This is a genomic window from Streptomyces sparsogenes, from assembly GCF_001704635.1.
GTDB lineage: Bacteria > Actinomycetota > Actinomycetes > Streptomycetales > Streptomycetaceae > Streptomyces > Streptomyces sparsogenes.
In genome coordinates, this window is sequence record NZ_MAXF01000013.1 from 64,302 (window position 1) to 81,050 (window position 16,749).

15 protein-coding genes are annotated in these 16,749 nt (G+C 75.8%); 12 read left to right on the top strand and 3 right to left on the bottom strand.

Going from position 1 to position 16,749, the window contains the following annotated elements; all coding sequences use genetic code 11:
- Nucleotides 1-24: 24 nt before the first annotated feature.
- The 5 genes from BBH68_RS01285 (at nt 25) to BBH68_RS01305 (ending at nt 7,395) form a co-directional block, all read left to right on the top strand.
- The gene (locus BBH68_RS01285) at nt 25-1,149 is read left to right on the top strand and encodes a cobalamin biosynthesis protein (RefSeq protein WP_065958315.1); all 1,125 of its coding nucleotides are present in this window, start codon (nt 25-27) and stop codon (nt 1,147-1,149) included.
- Nucleotides 1,146-2,720, top strand: a complete 1,575-nt coding sequence (locus BBH68_RS01290; protein ID WP_065958317.1) for a cobyric acid synthase — start codon at nt 1,146-1,148, stop codon at nt 2,718-2,720. Before BBH68_RS01285 ends, BBH68_RS01290 begins: the two co-directional genes overlap by 4 nt.
- A gap of 430 nt (nt 2,721-3,150) precedes the next feature.
- Nucleotides 3,151-5,319 (top strand): putative cobaltochelatase, encoded by a 2,169-nt coding sequence (locus tag BBH68_RS01295; protein ID WP_065958318.1) that lies wholly within the window; start codon nt 3,151-3,153, stop codon nt 5,317-5,319.
- The gene (gene cobO / locus BBH68_RS01300) at nt 5,319-5,924 is read left to right on the top strand and encodes a cob(I)yrinic acid a,c-diamide adenosyltransferase (RefSeq protein ID WP_065958324.1); all 606 of its coding nucleotides are present in this window, start codon (nt 5,319-5,321) and stop codon (nt 5,922-5,924) included. Before BBH68_RS01295 ends, cobO begins: the two co-directional genes overlap by 1 nt.
- Nucleotides 5,925-5,931: 7 nt before the next feature.
- The gene (locus BBH68_RS01305) at nt 5,932-7,395 is read left to right on the top strand and encodes a cobyrinic acid a,c-diamide synthase CobB (protein ID WP_065958326.1); all 1,464 of its coding nucleotides are present in this window, start codon (nt 5,932-5,934) and stop codon (nt 7,393-7,395) included.
- On the opposite strand, the gene BBH68_RS42670 is transcribed toward BBH68_RS01305, so the two are convergent.
- Complete coding sequence (locus BBH68_RS42670) at nt 7,343-7,765, bottom strand: hypothetical protein (RefSeq protein ID WP_065958328.1); 423 nt, start codon at nt 7,763-7,765, stop codon at nt 7,343-7,345. The two genes, BBH68_RS01305 and BBH68_RS42670, sit on opposite strands and share 53 nt — an antisense overlap.
- On the opposite strand from BBH68_RS42670, the gene BBH68_RS42675 reads away from it, so the two are divergent.
- The 3 genes from BBH68_RS42675 (at nt 7,749) to cobC (ending at nt 10,351) form a co-directional block, all read left to right on the top strand.
- Nucleotides 7,749-8,210, top strand: coding sequence for a cobalamin biosynthesis protein (locus tag BBH68_RS42675; RefSeq protein WP_065958329.1), 462 nt, complete (start codon nt 7,749-7,751; stop codon nt 8,208-8,210). The genes BBH68_RS42670 and BBH68_RS42675 overlap by 17 nt on opposite strands.
- A 100-nt stretch (nt 8,211-8,310) precedes the next feature.
- Nucleotides 8,311-9,234, top strand: a complete 924-nt coding sequence (locus BBH68_RS01320; RefSeq protein ID WP_079150730.1) for a sirohydrochlorin chelatase — start codon at nt 8,311-8,313, stop codon at nt 9,232-9,234.
- Between the two features lie 37 nt (nt 9,235-9,271).
- Entirely contained in the window at nt 9,272-10,351 is a 1,080-nt protein-coding gene (gene cobC, locus BBH68_RS01325) for an Rv2231c family histidinol phosphate aminotransferase CobC (RefSeq protein WP_065958424.1), read from the top strand.
- An 84-nt stretch (nt 10,352-10,435) separates the two neighbouring features.
- Here cobC and BBH68_RS01330 read toward each other — a convergent pair whose 3' ends face one another.
- Nucleotides 10,436-11,359, bottom strand: a complete 924-nt coding sequence (locus tag BBH68_RS01330) for an SCO1860 family LAETG-anchored protein (RefSeq protein WP_065958425.1) — start codon at nt 11,357-11,359, stop codon at nt 10,436-10,438.
- 248 nt (nt 11,360-11,607) lie between these two features.
- Nucleotides 11,608-12,717 (bottom strand): amidohydrolase family protein, encoded by a 1,110-nt coding sequence (locus BBH68_RS01335; RefSeq protein ID WP_174588968.1) that lies wholly within the window; start codon nt 12,715-12,717, stop codon nt 11,608-11,610.
- 421 nt (nt 12,718-13,138) lie between these two features.
- On the opposite strand from BBH68_RS01335, the gene BBH68_RS42865 reads away from it, so the two are divergent.
- From BBH68_RS42865 to ectB, 4 genes are all read left to right on the top strand, one after another.
- Nucleotides 13,139-13,657: a SigE family RNA polymerase sigma factor gene (locus BBH68_RS42865; RefSeq protein WP_065958426.1), complete on the top strand. Its 519-nt coding sequence runs from the start codon at nt 13,139-13,141 to the stop codon at nt 13,655-13,657.
- Nucleotides 13,654-14,448, top strand: a complete 795-nt coding sequence (locus tag BBH68_RS01345) for a hypothetical protein (RefSeq protein ID WP_065958332.1) — start codon at nt 13,654-13,656, stop codon at nt 14,446-14,448. Before BBH68_RS42865 ends, BBH68_RS01345 begins: the two co-directional genes overlap by 4 nt.
- Before the next feature lie 352 nt (nt 14,449-14,800).
- Entirely contained in the window at nt 14,801-15,346 is a 546-nt protein-coding gene (gene ectA, locus BBH68_RS01350; RefSeq protein ID WP_174588969.1) for a diaminobutyrate acetyltransferase, read from the top strand.
- Between the two features lie 74 nt (nt 15,347-15,420).
- On the top strand, nt 15,421-16,689 hold the full coding sequence (gene ectB, locus BBH68_RS01355; protein WP_065958337.1) for a diaminobutyrate--2-oxoglutarate transaminase: 1,269 nt from the start codon (nt 15,421-15,423) through the stop codon (nt 16,687-16,689).
- Nucleotides 16,690-16,749: the final 60 nt, after the last annotated feature.

Below are 16,749 nucleotides of genomic sequence, written 5' to 3' on the forward strand. Positions count from 1 at the left end.
GCAGGGCGGGACGGCGGGCTGAGGATGCGTGCCGACCACGCCTCGTACGCGTGCGGCGCCGCCCTCGGCTTCCTCGGCGACCTCGCCACGGGCGATCCGCGCCGCGGCCACCCCGTGGCCGCGTTCGGGACCGCCGCGCTGGCCGCCGAGCGGCTGCTGTGGCGCGACCACCGCGGAGCCGGGGCCCTGTACACCGCGCTGTGCGCGGGCGGCGCGGCCGCGGGTGCCGCCCTGACGGTGCGTGCCGTACGCGCCCTTGGCCCCTCACGTGCCGCGCACACCGCGCTGACCGCCGCCGCCACCTGGGCCGTGCTCGGCGGCACCACGCTGGGCCGGGAGGCGCGGGCCGTCGGCGGCGCGCTGGCCGCCGGGGACCTGGACGCCGCCCGGCGGCGGCTGCCGCACCTGTGCGGGCGCGACCCGCAGGCGCTCGACGAGCAACAGATCGCGCGCGCGGTCGTCGAATCGGTCGCCGAGAACACCTCGGACGCCGTCGTGGGCGCGCTGGTGTGGGGCGCCGTGGCCGGGGTGCCGGGTCTGGTGGGCTTCCGGGCCGTCAACACCCTGGACGCGATGGTGGGTCACCGGTCCCCACGCTACCGGCGCTTCGGATGGGCCTCGGCCCGGCTCGACGACCTCGCCGGCTGGCCCGGCGCACGGCTCACCGCCGTGCTCGCCGCCCTGGCCGGGCCGGATCCGCGCGGCGCCCGGCGCGCCTGGCGGCGGGACGGCCACCGCCACCCGAGCCCCAACGCGGGCCCGGTGGAGGCCTCGTTCGCGGGCGCGCTCGGCGTACGGCTGGGCGGCACCCTGGCCTACGGCGGGCGCGTCGAGCACCGGCCGGTGCTCAACTCCGGCGGGCGGCCGGTGGAAGCGGCCGACATCGAGCGCGCGGTCCGGCTGTCGCGGCGCGTCGGAGCGCTGGCGCTCGGCGTGTCCGTCGCGGCCCGGCTGGCCGTCGGCGCGCTGCGGCCCGCCCGTACGGGGCTCTTCCCGGCCGCGCGGCCCGGCGTGCCCGTACGCGCCGCCCGCGCCCCACATGGCGCGCTCGCCCGCCGGGCACGGTCCTGGGGGGCTGCCGGGGCCGCGGGCGGCGCGTACGGCCAGGCGACAGCGCGGCCCTCGGCCGCGGGGAGGGATCGAGGATGAGCGGGATGGATGGCACGGGCGGCGGGAGCGGGCCGGGCGGCGGGCTGCTCGTCGCGGGCACGACCTCGGACGCGGGCAAGAGCGTGGTCACGGCCGGGATCTGCCGGTGGCTCAGCCGTAAGGGCGTCAAGGTCGCGCCCTTCAAGGCGCAGAACATGTCGCTCAACTCCTTCGTCACCCGCGAGGGGGCGGAGATCGGCCGCGCCCAGGCGATGCAGGCCGCGGCCGCCCGCGTCGAGCCGAGCGCGCTGATGAACCCCGTGCTGCTCAAGCCGGGCAGCGACCGCAGCAGCCAGGTGGTGCTGCTGGGCAAGCCGGTGGGCGAGCTGAGCGCGCGTGGCTACCACGCGGGGCGCCAGGAGGCGCTGCTCGGAACCGTCACCGAGTGTCTGGCCGAACTGCGGCGCACCCATGACGCGGTGATCTGCGAGGGCGCCGGAAGCCCCGCGGAGATCAACCTGCGCCGCACCGACATCGTCAACCTGGGCCTGGCCCGGGCGGCCCGGCTGCCGGTCGTCGTGGTCGGGGACATCGACCGCGGCGGCGTCTTCGCGTCGTTCTTCGGCACGACCGCGCTGTTGTCGGAGGCCGACCAACGGCTCGTCGCGGGCTATCTGGTGAACAAGTTCCGCGGCGATGTGACCCTGCTCGAACCGGGCCTGGAGATGCTGCGCGGCCTGACCGGCCGCCCGACCCTCGGCGTGCTGCCGTACGCCCACGGCCTCGGCATCGACGAGGAGGACGGACTGCGGGTGTCGCTGCGCGGGGCGGTGCGCGAGAGCGTGGTCGCGCCGCCGCACGGCGCGGACATCCTGCGGGTGGCGGTCGCCGCCGTGCCGCTCATGTCGAACTTCACGGACGTGGACGCGCTGGCCGCCGAGCCCGGCGTGGTCGTGCGGTTCGTGGACCGCCCGGAGGAGCTGGCCGACGCCGACCTGGTCGTGCTGCCCGGCACCCGTGGGACGGTACGGGCGCTGGAGTGGCTGCGGACGCGGGGGCTGGCCGAGGCGGTCGCGCGGCGGGCGGCGGAGGGCCGCCCGGTGCTGGGCATCTGCGGGGGCTTCCAGATGCTCGGCGAGCGCATCGAGGACGAGGTCGAGTCGCGGGCCGGAACGGTCGAGGGGCTCGGCCTGCTGCCGGTGCGGGTCCGCTTCGCGGCGCACAAGACGCTGGCGCGGCCGGTCGGGGAGGCGCTCGGCGAGCGGGTGGAGGGCTACGAGATCCACCACGGGGTCGCCGAGCTGCTGGACGGGGCGGACGAGCCGTTCCTGGACGGCTGCCGGGTCGGCTCGGTCTGGGGCACCCACTGGCACGGCTCGCTGGAGAGCGACGGCTTCCGCCGCGCCTTCCTGCGCCGGGTCGCGGCCGCGGCGGGCCGGGCGTTCGTCCCCGCCCCCGACACCAGCTTCGGTGAGCTGCGTGAGGAGCAGCTCGACCGGCTGGGCGACCTGATCGAGGAGCACGCGGACACGGACGCGCTGCTGCGGCTGATCGAGAACGGCGTTCCGGAAGGGCTGCCCTTCGTACCACCGGGGGCGCCCCGGATCCCGCGGCCGCAGGGGGCGCGATGAGCCCCGCCGAAGGCGCCCGGCGCACGCGCGGGGGCTCCATGAGGCCCGCCGGAGGCGCCATGCGGCCCGCCGGAGGCGCGCACCCGCGCGGGGGCGCTGCCCGCCCGGCCGGAAGCGCCGCGCACGCCCCGACAGCCGCCGCCCCGTCCGCCCGGCACACCATGAGGCCCGCGACACCCGTCACGTTCACGCGCCGCGACGCCACCCGGCCCGCCGGGGGCGCCGCGCACCCCGTCACAGCCACCGACCGGCCTGCGCGAGGCGCGAGCCACGCCGAAGGCGCCGGGCGCCCGCGCGGGGGCGCCTCCCGGCCCGCACCGTCCGCCCGGCGCGGCGGGGACGACCGGCGCGGCGGGGGCGGGGGCCCGGTGCTCCCGCCGTCGCTCCGTCCGGCACCCCACCGCGTCCACCCCGCAGGAGGTAACCCCGCATGACCGCCCCCTACCCGTTCACCGCGCTCGTCGGGATGGCCGACCTGCGGCTGGCGCTGTTGCTCAACGCCGTGTCACCGGCCGTGGGCGGGGTGCTGGTGCGCGGTGAGAAGGGCACCGCGAAGTCGACGGCGGTACGGGCGCTCGCCGCGCTGCTGCCGGGCATCGACGTCGTCGCGGGCTGCCGGTTCTCCTGCGACCCGGCCGCGCCCGACCCCGGCTGCCCGGACGGCCCGCACGAGCCGGGCGCCGGCGCCGTACGGCCCGCGCGGATGGTCGAACTGCCGGTCGGCGCCTCCGAGGACCGGCTGGTAGGCGCGCTGGACATCGAGCGGGCGCTGGCGGACGGGGTGAAGGCGTTCGAGCCGGGGCTGCTGGCCGACGCGCACCGCGGCGTGCTGTACGTCGACGAGGTCAATCTGCTGCACGACCACCTGATCGACCTGCTGCTGGACGCGGCCGCCATGGGCGCCTCCTATGTGGAGCGCGAGGGGGTGTCCGTACGGCACGCGGCGCGCTTCCTGCTGGTGGGCACCATGAACCCCGAAGAGGGCGAGCTGCGGCCCCAGTTGCTGGACCGCTTCGGCCTGACCGTGGAGGTCGCGGCGTCGCGGGACACCGACGAGCGGGTCGAGGTGGTGCGGCGGCGCCTGGCGTACGACGAGGACCCGGCCGGGTTCGCCGTGCGGTGGGCGGACGAGGAGGGCGCGCTGCGGGAGCGCGTCGCGGCGGCGCGCGCCCTGCTGCCGCGGGTGCGCTTGGGCGATGGCGCGCTGCGGCAGATCGCGGCGGTGTGCGCGGCGTTCGAGGTGGACGGGATGCGCGCGGACATCGTGACGGCGCGCACCTCGACGGCGCTCGCGGCGTGGGCGGGGCGTACGGAGGTGACCACGGAGGACGTGCGGCAGGCCGCTCTGCTGTCGCTGCCCCATCGGCGCCGGCGGGCTCCGTTCGACGCGCCGGGCCTCGACGAGGACAAGCTCGACGAGGTGCTGCGCGACGCCGGCGGCGGGGACGACGACCCGGATCCGGGCCCGGGCCCGGAGGGGCGGGACGGACAGGACGGGCAGGAGGGCCCGGACGGGCCGGGCGGGCCCGACGGACCGGGGGGCGGGCGGCCGCCGCAGGGCGCTCCCGGCGCGCCGGAGCAGGCGCCGCCGGCCGGTCCCGACGCACCGGGCCAGCGCGTCCCGGAGCAACGCCCGGACTCCGACGCCTCCCCCGGCACCGACGCGCCCCACGGCCCCGGCGACCCGCGCGAGGCCGCTCCCGCCGACGGGGGCGCGGCGGGCGGGGCCGGAGGCGAGCGCGGCGCGGTGGGCGCGGCCGAGCCGTTCCGGGCCCGGCGGCTCGATGTGCCGGGGCTCGGCGAGGGCGCGGCGGGGCGGCGGTCGCGCGCCCGCACGGCCCACGGCCGTACCACCGGCGCCCGCCGCCCCCAAGGGGCCCTCACCAAGCTGCACCTGGCAGCGACCGTACGGGCGGCCGCCCCGCACCAGCGCGACCGCGGCCGCCGGGGCCCCGGGCTCGTGGTGCGCCGTGACGACCTGCGCGAGGCGGTGCGCGAGGGCCGTGAGGGCAATCTCGTGCTGTTCGTGGTGGACGCGTCGGGGTCGATGGCCGCGCGCAAGCGCATGAGCGCCGTCAAGGGCGCCGTGCTGTCGCTGCTGCTGGACGCCTACCAGCGGCGGGACAAGGTCGGTCTGATCACCTTCCGGGGGTCGGAGGCCGCCGTGGCGCTGCCGCCCACCTCGTCGGTGGACGCGGGCGCCGCCCGGCTGGAGAGGCTGCCCACCGGCGGGCGCACCCCGCTGGCCGCCGGGCTGCTGAAGGCTCGTGAGGTGCTGCGGATCGAGCGGCTCCGGGACCCGTCGCGCCGTCCGCTGCTGGTCGTGGTGACGGACGGGCGGGCCACGGGCGGAGTGGACCCGGTGGGCCGGGCGGGGCGCGCGGCCCGGCTGCTGGCGGACGACAAGGTCGCCTCGGTGGTGGTGGACTGCGAGTCGGGGCCCGTCCGGCTCGGCCTGGCGGGCGCGCTGGCCCAGGACTTGCGGGGCACCCCGGTGACCCTCGACGAACTGCGCGCGGACAGCGTGACCGCGCTGGTGCGCGACGCGCGCGCGACAAACACCCCACGGATCGTACGGAAGACACGGAGGGCCGCCTGATGCCGCAAGGACAACCGACCGTCGTACCCGACGACGGGCTGACCACCCGGCAGCGCCGCAACCGGCCGCTGGTGCTCGTGCACACGGGCGTCGGCAAGGGCAAGTCGACCGCCGCGTTCGGGCTGGCGCTGCGGGCGTGGAACCAGAACTGGCCGGTCGGTGTATTCCAGTTTGTGAAGTCCGCGAAATGGCGGGTCGGCGAGGAGCGGGCGCTGCGCGTCCTCGGCGACTCGGGGGAAGGGGGGACCGTCGCATGGCACAAGATGGGCGAGGGCTGGTCGTGGCTCCAGCGCTCCCGGCAGGACGCCATCTCCAGCGAGGAGGCGGCGCGCGAGGGCTGGGAGCAGGTCAAGCGCGATCTCGCGGCGGAGACATACCGGCTGTATGTGCTGGACGAGTTCGCGTATCCGCTGCACTGGGGCTGGGTGGACACCGAGGAGGTGGTGTCGGTGCTGCGCGACCGGCCCGGGAGCCAGCACGTGGTCATCACGGGGCGTAACGCGCCGCAGGGCTTGCTGGACTTCGCGGACCTGGTCACCGACATGTCCAAGGTCAAGCACCCGATGGACGCCGGTCAGAAGGGGCAGCGGGGCATCGAGTGGTGAGTCAGCAGTGGTGAGCGTGGCGCGCCTGGTCATCGCCGCGCCCGCGTCCGGCAGCGGCAAGACCACGGTCGCCACGGGCCTGATGGCCGCCTTCGCGGAGCGCGGTCTCGACGTGTCGCCGCACAAGGTCGGCCCCGACTACATCGACCCGGGCTATCACGCGCTGGCCGTGTCCTCGTCCCCGGCCCGCTCCGGGCGGGCGCCGCGCCCGGGCCGGAATCTGGACGCCTTTCTGTGCGGGCCGGAGCGGGTCGCCCCGCTGTTCCTGCACGGTGCGGCCGGCTCCGACCTGGCGGTGGTCGAGGGCGTGATGGGGCTGTACGACGGGGCGGCCGGGCAGGGCGAGCTGGCGTCCACGGCGCATGTGGCGAAGCTGCTGCGCGCGCCGGTGGTGCTGGTCGTGGACGCCTCCTCGCAGTCCCGCTCGGTGGCGGCTCTGGTCCACGGCTTCGCGTCCTGGGACCCGGAGGTGCGGGTGGCCGGGGTGATCCTCAACAAGGTCGGCTCGGACCGGCATGAAGAGCTGCTCCGCGAGGCGCTGGACGGGTCGGGGGTGCCGGTGTTCGGGGCGCTGCGCCGGGTGCGCGCAGTGCGCGCGCCGAGCCGCCACCTCGGCCTGGTGCCGGTGGCCGAGCGGCGGGCGGAGGCGGTCGGGTCCGTGGCCGCGCTGGCCGAGCGGGTGCGCGCGGGCTGTGACCTGGAGGGCCTGCTCGCCCTGGCGCGCAGCGCGCCGCCGCTGCCGGACCAGCCCTGGGACCCGGAGCGGGAGACCGCGTCCGCGCGCGGTGGGGCCGGGCCGGCGCCGGGCGGCGCGCGGCCGGCCGTGGCGCCAGGTGGAGCGCGGCCGGTCGTGGCGCTGGCCGGCGGGGCGGCCTTCACCTTCTCGTACGCGGAGCAGGCCGAGTTGCTCACCGCCGCGGGGGCCGAGGTAGTGCCCTTCGACCCGCTGCGGGAGGAGCGTCTGCCGCCCGGCACCGCCGGGCTGGTGATCGGCGGCGGCTTCCCGGAGGTCTACGCGCCGGAGCTGTCGGCGAACGGCCCGCTGCGCGCGGAGGTGGCCGGCCTCGCGGCGGCCGGCGCGCCGATCGCCGCCGAGTGCGCGGGGCTGCTGTATCTGGCGCGCTCGCTGGACGGCGAGCCGATGTGCGGGGTGCTGCCCGCCGAGGCGCGGATGTCGGAGCGGCTGACGCTGGGCTACCGGGAGGCGGTGGCGGTCGGCGACAGCCCGCTCGCCGCCGCGGGCACCCGGGTGCGCGGGCATGAGTTCCACCGCACCGTCGTGGAGCCGGGCGCGGGCCCGGAGCCCGCGTGGGGGCTGGTACGGCCCGAGCGCCGCGCGGAGGGGTTCGTGCGGGGCGGGGTGCATGCCTCGTATCTGCATGTCCACTGGGCGGCGATGCCGGAGGCGGCGGTCCGGTTCATCGGGGCCTGCGCCCCTCCGCGGAGCGGTTCAGGGGGCGGCGGGCGGTGAAGACGCCGGGAGAGCTTCCGGCGCGTCCCGAGCTGTCGGCGCGGTGGGCGCCCGTGTCATCGGCGCGGGCATCAATGGCGGCGGTGCGCTGCGCGACGGGCCCGTCGGCGGCGGTGCGGACGGTGCCGGTGCCGACGGCGGCGGTGTCCACTGTGTCAGTGTCGACGGTGACGGGTGCGCCGGTGCCGATGGTGCCGGTGCCCTCGGCGCCAGCGCGCTCGGCGCCGGTGTCGTCGAGGGCGGTGCCACCCGGAGCGGCGCCGCAGGTGGCCGGTGCGCCGGTGCCGGTGCCGACGGCGGCAGTGTCGGGGGTGCCGGTGTCGGCGGCGGGTACCACGGTGCCGCCAGCGCCGATGCCTGCCGCGGACATACCGTCCGCGGCGCCTCCGGGGCTCGTCGTCGGCGTCGGGGCCAGGCACGGGGTGGACATGGAGGAGGTCGCCGGGCTCATCGGGCGGACGCTGGCCGCCGCGGGGCTTTCGGCGGGCGGGGTCGTGGAGTTGGCCACGGTCGAGGCGAAGGCCGCCGAGCCGGGGCTGGTGGCGGCGGCGGCCCGGTTCGGTGTGCCGCTGCGGGGCTACGGGGCGGCGGTGCTGGCCCGCGTCGCGGTGCCGGGCCCGTCCGGCGGCGCCGCGCTGGCCGCCGTGGGGACGCCCAGTGTCGCCGAGGCGGCCGCCCTGCTGGCCGCCGGGCCGGGGGGCGAACTGCTCGTGGGCAAACGGAAGTCGGCGCCGCCCGGCCGTCCCGCGCGGGCCACCTGTGCCGTCGCGCGCCGCCCGGCACCCGCCAAAGGCGGGCAGGTCGGGCAGGGATGACCTGCCTGCACGCCGCCCGACCGCCCTCAGTAACGTCTCGGGGCGGGACCCGACCCCGCATCGCACCGTGCACCCGCACCACCAGCACCAAGGAGACTTTGTGACGACCCCGCCCGCGCTGCTCATCGCAGGCATCGGCACCCGAGACGAAAAGCGCGCCGACGCCTTCCGCGACTTCGTACGGGAGTTGGGCGCCCGCAACCCCGGCCTGCCCGTCGCGGGCGGCTTCACCGACGAGAGCCCTCTTCCGCTGGCCGACGCGGTGGCCCGACTCGCCGACGAGGGCGTGACCCGCTTCGCCGTCGTACCGCTGACGCTGATCCCTTCCGAGCGCGCGGAGCGGGACCTCACCGCCGCGCTGGACCGGGAGCTGGAGCTGCGCCCCGGGGCGTCGTTCCTCCGCGCCCGCCCGCTGGGCCCGCACCCGCGGCTGCTGACCGTGCTGGAGCGCCGCCTGGACGAGGCCCTGGGCGGCCGCCCGCGCTCCCCCTACGACCGGGCCGAGACCACCGTCCTGCTGGTGGGCCCGGGCTCGACCGGCCCGGACGCCAACGCGGAGGTGCACCGGGCCGCCCGGCTGCTGTGGGAGGGCCGCGGCTTCGCCGGGGTGGAGACGGCCTTCGTCTCGCTGGCCGCGCCCGACGTGGCCTCCGGTCTTGACCGCTGCGCGCTGCTGGGGGCGCGGCGGATCGTGGTGCTGCCGTACTTCCTCTTCGCGGGGGCGGCGCTGGACCGGGCGCTGCAGCAGGCGGAGGGGTGGGCGCTGGCCCGCCCGGAGGTCGAGGTGCTGACCGCCGAGGTGCCGGGTCCGGCGGAGGAGTTGCTGGAGCTGGTCCTGGAGCGCTACCGGGAGGCGGCCGGGGGCGGGGCCGACAACGGTAAGGCTGACACCGGTGAGGCCGACAACGGTAAGGCTGACACCGGTAAGACCGGCAGCGGTGAGGCCGGCAGCGGGGCGGGCGATCCGGTCGCCGTCTCCCCGGTGGTGTCCGGACACCCCGGCTCGCCCGCGCATGTCGGCTGAACGGCCCGCCGAGGCGACCGCCGGGCCGGCCCGCGGCATGTCCGGCGACACGTCCGCCGGTCCGGCCGCCGGGTTCGACCCGCGCCATCTGCATCACCACGGTGACGCTGAGGTGCGGGGCCCGGGCGCGGGGCTGACGGATCTGGCGGTCAATGTCCGGGCCGGCACGCCTCCCGGCTGGCTCAAGGCCCGGCTGGCCGCCGCGCTCGACACCCTGGCCGCCTACCCGGACGGCGGTCCGGCGCGGCGCGCGGTCGCCGCGCGGCATGGCGTGCCGGAGGCACGGGTGCTGCTGACCGCGGGGGCGGCGGAGGCGTTCGTCCTGCTGGCGCGCGCCCTTCCGGTGCGGCGCCCGGTCGTGGTGCACCCGCAGTTCACCGAGCCGGAGGCCGCGCTGCGGGACGCCGGGCACCGGGTGGAGCGGGTGGTGCTCGACGAGCGGGACGGCTTCCGGCTGGATCCGGGCGCGGTGCCGGACGAGGCGGATCTGGTGGTGGTCGGGAATCCCACCAACCCGACGTCCGTGCTGCACCCGGCGGACGCGGTGGCCGCCCTGGCCCGCCCCGGGCGGACGCTGGTGGTGGACGAGGCGTTCATGGACGCCGTGCCCGGCGAGCGGGAGTCGCTCGCCGCCCGCACCGATGTGCCGGGTCTCGTCGTGCTGCGCAGCCTCACCAAGACCTGGGGGCTGGCGGGGCTGCGGATCGGCTATGTGCTGGCCGGGCCGGAGACGGTCGCGGCGCTCGAGCGGGCGCAGCCGCTGTGGCCGGTGTCCTCCCCGGCGCTGGTGGCGGCGGAGGCCTGCTGCGAGCCCGCGGCGCTCGCCGAGGCGGCGCGGGCGGCGGACGCCATCGCCGCCGACCGGGCCCATCTGGCCGCCCGGCTGGCGGAGTTCGAGGAGGTCCGGGTGTGTGCCCCGGCGGCCGGACCCTTCCTGCTGGTCCGGCTGCCTGAGGCCACCGCGGTCCGCGCCCGCCTGCGCGAGTTCGGTTTCGCGGTGCGGCGCGGTGACACGTTTCCGGGTCTCGGCCCGGAGTGGCTGCGGCTCGCGGTCCGCGACCCGGCCACGACCGACCGCTTCGTCACCGCCCTGGCGAAGGCTCTCGCCGAGCGGTGACGCGCGGCCGGTCAAGGCCGGTCAGGACCGGTCAGGGCCAGCCGTGCACCGGTCAGGACCGGTGCACGGCTGGACCGCGCCGGGTCAGACCCCGTCGCCCGCCCCGGCGCCGCGACGCCGGCGGCCCAGGACGACGGCGCCGCCGCCCAGGGCCAGCAGGGCCGCGCCGCCGGCCACCAGGTACGGCGTGGCCGAGCTGCCGCCGGTCTCGGCGAGGTGTTCCGGCTTCTTCGGACCGGGGGCGGCCTGGGAGCCGATCCCGGAGCCCGGGGCGCCCGGGGCCTCACAGGTCGCCTCGGCCAGGGTGACCTTCCCCTCGACCTCGGAGACGTTCAGCTTGAGCGGGTTCACCGAGACGTTCAGCTCGAGTGCCGTGGCCGCGGCGGTGCGGGACGTGGTCGCGGTGCGCGACAGGTCCAGCCGGACGGTGCCGACCGCGGGCACGTCCACCGTGGTGGTGCCGCTGGAGGAGAGGGTGGCCTTCTTGCCGAGCACGACCACGTCACCCAGCACGTTGGACTGGGCGGTGGGCCGCTTGCCCGCCTTGCAGACCGCCTTCGAGGTGACCTGCTGGACCTCGATCAGCGGCACGGCCGGCAGCCCGGGGAGGTGCACCTTGGCGTGCGCGAGGTTGGCGTAGCCCTCGGCGCGGGACTTGTCGACGGTGCCACGCGCGGTGGCCACGTCCGCGCGCAGGACGTTGAACGGCTTGCCCCCCTCGACGCCGTCCAGTGTCGCGCTGAGCGCGGTCTTGTTGGCGGAGGCCGGCGCGCGCACCTCGTTGAGGGCGAGCGCCAGCGGCGCCTTGACCGTCTTGTTGAGCGTCGAGACGGTCAGATCGGCGCGGAGCACGGCCGCGCCGGCTCCGCCCGTCTGGTGCGTGCTCGTCTTGGCTGCCTCGCCCGCCTTGCCGTCGCCGTCGGTGGCGTGCGCCGCGCTCGCGGGCAGCAGGCCGAGGACGGTGACGGCGGCAGCGGCCGTGGCGGCCGCCAGACGGCGGGCGGGCATGCCGGAGTAGGTGTTGGTGGAACAGGACACGTGAGTTGACCCCCACAGGAGAACATGGAGCCATCGGCGACCCGCCACGGGGGGACATCACGGGCGCCGACGGCATCGACCCCGCAATATTTGCGGCATGCAAGGCCAACTCGCAGGTTTGCGGGATCAGTTCATCCCAACGAGTGCAATTCGCCGGTGTGTTCGGTCCTGCGAAATCCCGGGGTACCGCCGCGCAGAAGACCCCCGCAGGCCCCCGCTCAGCCGACCACCCGCCCGCGCAGCACCACCCGCCGCGGCGCCGTCAGCACACGCACATCCGCCCGCGGGTCGGACTCGTACACGACCAGGTCCGCGGGCGCGCCCTCGGTGAGCCCGGGCCGCCCGAGCCAGGCCCGCGCGCCCCAGGTCGCCGCCGACAGCGCGGCCGTCGCCGGGATGCCGGCCTTGACCAGCTCGGCGACCTCGAGGCCGACCAGGCCGTGCGGGAGCGAACCGCCCGCGTCCGTGCCGGTGTAGATGGGCACGCCCGCGTCGTAGGCCGCGCGCACGGTGTCGTAGCGGCGCTCGTGCAGCCGCCGCATGTGGTCCGCCCAGCGCGGGAACTTCTTCTCCCCGCCCTTCGCCAGGTCGGGGAAGGTGGCGATGTTGACCAGGGTCGGGACGATCGCGACACCGCGCTCCGCGAAGAGCGGGATGGTCTCCTCGGTCAGTCCCGTGGCGTGCTCGACGCAGTCGATCCCCGCCTCCACCAGCGGGGCCAGGGTCTCCTCCGCGAAGCAGTGCGCGGTGACCCGCGCGCCGAGACGGTGGGCCTCGGCGATGGCCGCCTCGGCCTCCGCGCGCGGCCAGCAGGCCGCCAGGTCCCCGACCTCCCGGTCGATCCAGTCGCCGACCAGCTTGACCCAGCCGTCCCCGCGCCGCGCCTCCCGCGCCACGTACGCCACCAGCTCCTCGGGCTCGATCTCGTGGGCGTAGTTGCGGATGTAGCGCTTGGTCCGGGCGATGTGGCGGCCCGCCCGGATGATCCGGGGCAGGTCCTCGCGGTCGTCGATCCAGCGCGTGTCGGCGGGCGACCCGGCGTCCCGCAGCAGCAGCGCACCGGCCTCCCGCTCGGTCAGCGCCTGCTTCTCGCTGGTCGAGTCGTCGACGGCGCCGTGGGTGTCGAGCCCCACGTGGCAGTGCGCGTCCACGAGCCCTGGCAGCACCCACCCCTCGATGGTCCTGACGTCCCGGGCGGCGACCGGCCGCTCGTAGGTGATCCTCCCGTCCACGACCCACAACTCGTCCCGGATGTCCTCGGCGAGCCCCCCGGCGTCCGGCCCGACGAGCACCCTGCCCTTGATGTGCAGCACCGCGCTATCCCTCATGCCTCGCACTGTACGAGACTTCGCCGACGCCCTGACCGGCCAATTCCCCAGGGCGAAAACGGCGCCACTCGTACAACACGAAGAGCGCTGCTACGCTCACGCAACCCACCGGACGAGGGGAAGTGAGGAGGCCCGTGTGAGCGCTCCCACCGATGACCCGGCCGCCGTACGCCCTGCACCGGCGGCCCTGCCCGAGTCGGCGGAGAACACGCCCCCGGCTGCCGCTGGGAGCCGCCCCCCGCCGGACTTACCGGCGGCCGATCCGGAACCCCCGCCCGCGGCCGGCCCCCCTTCCGCTGCCGATCCCCCGCCCGCGGCCGGCCTCCCGCCCGGATCGGCCCCCGTCGCGCCGGCGGACGCCCGGGACGCCCAGGACGCACAGGCGGAGTTCCGGGAGTTCTTCGAACGGCACCACGCCGAACTGGCCCGCCTCGCGCATCTGCTGCTCGGCAGCTCGGACGGCGCGGACGACCTCGCCGCCGACGCGCTGGTCGCGGTGTGGCACCAGTGGGACCGGGTGCGGGCCGCCGAGCACCCGGCCGCGTACGCCCGGGGCGTGGTGGCCAATCTGGCGCGCTCCAGGATCCGCAGCCTGGTCCGCGAGCGCCGCCGGGTGGCGCTCTTCTCCTCCCAGCGCGCCGACCACGTCGACGACCCGGACGTCTCCGCCGTGGTGGACGTGCAGGCGGCGCTGGTGCGGCTGCCGTTCCGCAAGCGCGCCTGTGTGGTGCTGCGGCACGCCTTCGATCTGTCGGAGCGGGAGACCGCGCGTACGCTCGGCATCTCGGTGGGCACGGTCAAGAGCCAGACCTCCCGGGGCATCGCGGAGCTGGAGCGGCTGCTGGGCTCGGCGCACGGCGGCGAGCGGCCGCCCGTCCCGGGTCCGCAGGAGACCGTACGGAAACTCCACCCTGGTCATGCGGGAGGGAACGGTCGATGATCGACCACCGCGAGCGGCACGGCCGGATCGATGTCGCCGCCGAACTGCGCGCCGCCGCCCGGTCGCACCGGCCGGACCGGGCCCGCATGCTGGCCCGGGTGAGCGCGGGGATGGCGCCGGGTGGCCGGGGGCGCCCCGGGCGCGGGGCCGGGCGCGGGTGGACCCGTGTGGCGGGCCCGGTCGCCGGGCTCGCGGCGGCCGTCGCGGCCGCGGGGATCGTGGTGCTGGCCACGGAGCCGGCGCAGCGGCCGCAGACCGTGCGGACGTCGAGCGAGCCCGCCGCGCCGCCGGCCCACGCGGGGCGGGGCGGGACGGGGCGGGAGACGGAGGACGGGTCACAGCGCCACACTCCGACCGCCTCCCCCACCGCGGTCGGTCCAAACCACCTCGCCGACCCCGTGGTCCGGTCGAGCGGCGAGATCGACCCGGGGTCCAATCCGTACTGGGCGCAGAGCGATGTGATCGTGACGAACGGCAAGCCGCTGACCTCGCTGACGGTCGAGCTGCGGGTCGCGCACACCGGAGGGGTGCTCACCACCGGCTCCTGGAGCACGCTGCCCAAGGACGACCTCGAGGTCTCGGTGCGCGACGAGGGCGGTGCGCTGGTGTACCGCTGGACGCTGAAGGACGGGGCCACGGTGCCCGCGGGGCGGCATGTCTTCGCCGGGCAGTACGACCACGCCGAGGGCGAGCGGGAGATCACCGGGGACCGCTACTCGGCCAGCGGCTACGGCCCCTCGGGCGCCTTCGCCGTCCGGGACGGATTCCACAAAGTCCGCCCAACCAAGTGAGGCGAGGCAATCCGGGGGAACCCAGGTGAATTCCCGATGGCTCGTCGGGATATAAAGAGAGCACCTTTTTGAATACAGGTTCCCATCTTCGTTTGCCCGCTTTCCGGACTCCTAAACGCCGAGATTTCGTAACCCGGAAGCGCTGCAATTCGAGGGCGTCACCCGGCCGTTACGCGAATGTGACACACTCCACACGCCGACCGTTTCGCCCCGGTAACTCCCTGACAAAACAATACTTTTCAACAACCCTCTCGTGCGCACGCGCGTCCCCGCGCGATATCACACCCACCCCTCTTCGGGTAACCCCTCACCTCGATGCAATTTCAGATTGTGCTGGGTAAATTCAATCCGCATGACCGCCGCACAAGCAGACCTTGCAGGTGCCCGAAGAGAAATGCCGGAAGGACTGACACTCGAGGCCCCCCGCATCGAGGACGGAACCGCTATCTGGCGCATCGCCCGCGACTCGGGGACGTTGGACCTGAACTCCTCCTACAGCTATCTGCTGTGGTGTCGCGACTTCGCCGCCACCTCCGTGGTGGCCCGGAACGCGCAGGGGAAACCGGTCGGCTTCGTCACCGGTTACCTCCGCCCGCAGCGCCCCCGGACCCTGGTGGTCTGGCAGGTCGCCGTGGACCGGGCGTGGCGTGGCCGGGGGCTGGCCGCCGCCCTGCTGGACGGGCTGACCGCGCGCGTCGCCGAGCAGTCGGACATCCACAACGTCGAGACCACGATCACCCCGGACAACACCGCCTCCAACCGGCTGTTCACCTCCTTCGCCGAACGGCACGGCGCGCCCGTCGAACGCGAGGTGCTGTTCGACGGCGGGCTGTTCCCCGACGGCGGCCACGAGCCGGAGGTGCTGTACCGCATCGGCCCGCTCGCCGCCTCCACCTGAGGCCCCACCCCTCGTCCCGAGCCCTCGCCCAAGACTTCTTCACCCCCCTCACACCCCTCTCCCAGGAGATCGCTGTGACCATCACCCCGCCCGCCCTGAGCGTCTTCGAGGCCCTGGAGTCGGAGGTGCGCAGCTACTGCCGCGGCTGGCCCGCCGTCTTCGACCGCGCACAGGGCAGCTACATGTACGACGAGGACGGCCACACCTACCTCGACTTCTTCGCCGGGGCCGGAGCGCTCAACTACGGCCACAACAATCCGGTCCTCAAACGCGCGCTGCTGGACTACATCGAGCGCGACGGCGTCACCCACGGTCTGGACATGGGCACCACCGCCAAGCGCGCCTTCCTGGAGTCCTTCCAGAACAACGTGCTGCGCCCGCGCGACCTGCCGTACAAGGTCATGTTCCCGGGGCCGACGGGCACCAACGCCGTGGAGGCGGCCCTGAAGCTGGCCCGCAAGGTCAAGGGGCGCGAGTCCATCGTGTCCTTCACCAACGCCTTCCACGGGATGTCGCTGGGCGCGCTCGCCGTGACCGGCAACGCCTTCAAGCGGGCCGGCGCGGGCATCCCGCTGGTCCACGGCACCCCGATGCCGTTCGACAACTACCTGGACGGGCGGGTGCCCGACTTCCTGTGGTTCGAGCGGCTGCTGGAGGACCAGGGCTCCGGCCTCAACCAGCCCGCCGCCGTCATCGTCGAGACGGTGCAGGGCGAGGGCGGCATCAACGTGGCGCGCGCCGAGTGGCTGCGCGGCCTGGCCGAGCTGTGCAAGCGCCGCGACATGCTGCTGATCGTCGACGACATCCAGATGGGCTGCGGCCGGACCGGCCCGTTCTTCTCCTTCGAGGAGGCGGGCATCACCCCGGACATCGTCACCCTCTCCAAGTCCATCGGCGGCTACGGGCTGCCCATGTCGCTGGCGCTGTTCCGCCCCGAGCTGGACGTCTGGGAGCCGGGCGAGCACAACGGCACCTTCCGTGGCAACAACCCGGCCTTCGTCACCGCCGCCGCGGCCCTGAACACGTACTGGGCGGACGGCCAGATGGAGAAGCAGACGCTGGCCCGCGGCGAGCAGGTCGAGCAGGCGCTGCGCGCGATCTGCGAGGAGCACGTCCGGCTGGGCGCCGAGTACCGCGGCCGCGGGCTGGTCTGGGGCCTGGAGTTCACCGACCGCTCGCGCGCCTCGGCGGTGTGCGCCCGCGCCTTCGAGCTCGGCCTGCTGGTGGAGACCTCGGGCCCGGAGAGCGAGGTCGTCAAGCTGCTGCCGCCGCTGACCGTCTCCCCCGAGGAGCTGGACGAGGGGCTGCGGACCCTCGCCCGCGCGGTGCGCGAGACCGCCTGAGGCGTTCCCCGGGGCGCCCGCGTCACCCCCGGCACACCCGGCACCCCCACATCCCATCCA

Coding starts and splice junctions, on each gene's coding strand:
- BBH68_RS01285 (WP_065958315.1), top strand. CDS start 25: ATGCGTGCCGACCACGCCTCGTACGCGTGCGGCGCCGCCCTCGGCTTC.
- BBH68_RS01290 (WP_065958317.1), top strand. CDS start 1,146: ATGAGCGGGATGGATGGCACGGGCGGCGGGAGCGGGCCGGGCGGCGGG.
- BBH68_RS01295 (WP_065958318.1), top strand. CDS start 3,151: ATGACCGCCCCCTACCCGTTCACCGCGCTCGTCGGGATGGCCGACCTG.
- cobO (WP_065958324.1), top strand. CDS start 5,319: ATGCCGCAAGGACAACCGACCGTCGTACCCGACGACGGGCTGACCACC.
- BBH68_RS42675 (WP_065958329.1), top strand. CDS start 7,749: ATGCCTGCCGCGGACATACCGTCCGCGGCGCCTCCGGGGCTCGTCGTC.
- BBH68_RS42670 (WP_065958328.1), bottom strand. CDS start 7,765: ATGTCCGCGGCAGGCATCGGCGCTGGCGGCACCGTGGTACCCGCCGCC.
- cobC (WP_065958424.1), top strand. CDS start 9,272: ATGTCCGGCGACACGTCCGCCGGTCCGGCCGCCGGGTTCGACCCGCGC.
- BBH68_RS01330 (WP_065958425.1), bottom strand. CDS start 11,359: ATGCCCGCCCGCCGTCTGGCGGCCGCCACGGCCGCTGCCGCCGTCACC.
- BBH68_RS01335 (WP_174588968.1), bottom strand. CDS start 12,717: ATGAGGGATAGCGCGGTGCTGCACATCAAGGGCAGGGTGCTCGTCGGG.
- BBH68_RS01345 (WP_065958332.1), top strand. CDS start 13,654: ATGATCGACCACCGCGAGCGGCACGGCCGGATCGATGTCGCCGCCGAA.
- ectA (WP_174588969.1), top strand. CDS start 14,801: ATGACCGCCGCACAAGCAGACCTTGCAGGTGCCCGAAGAGAAATGCCG.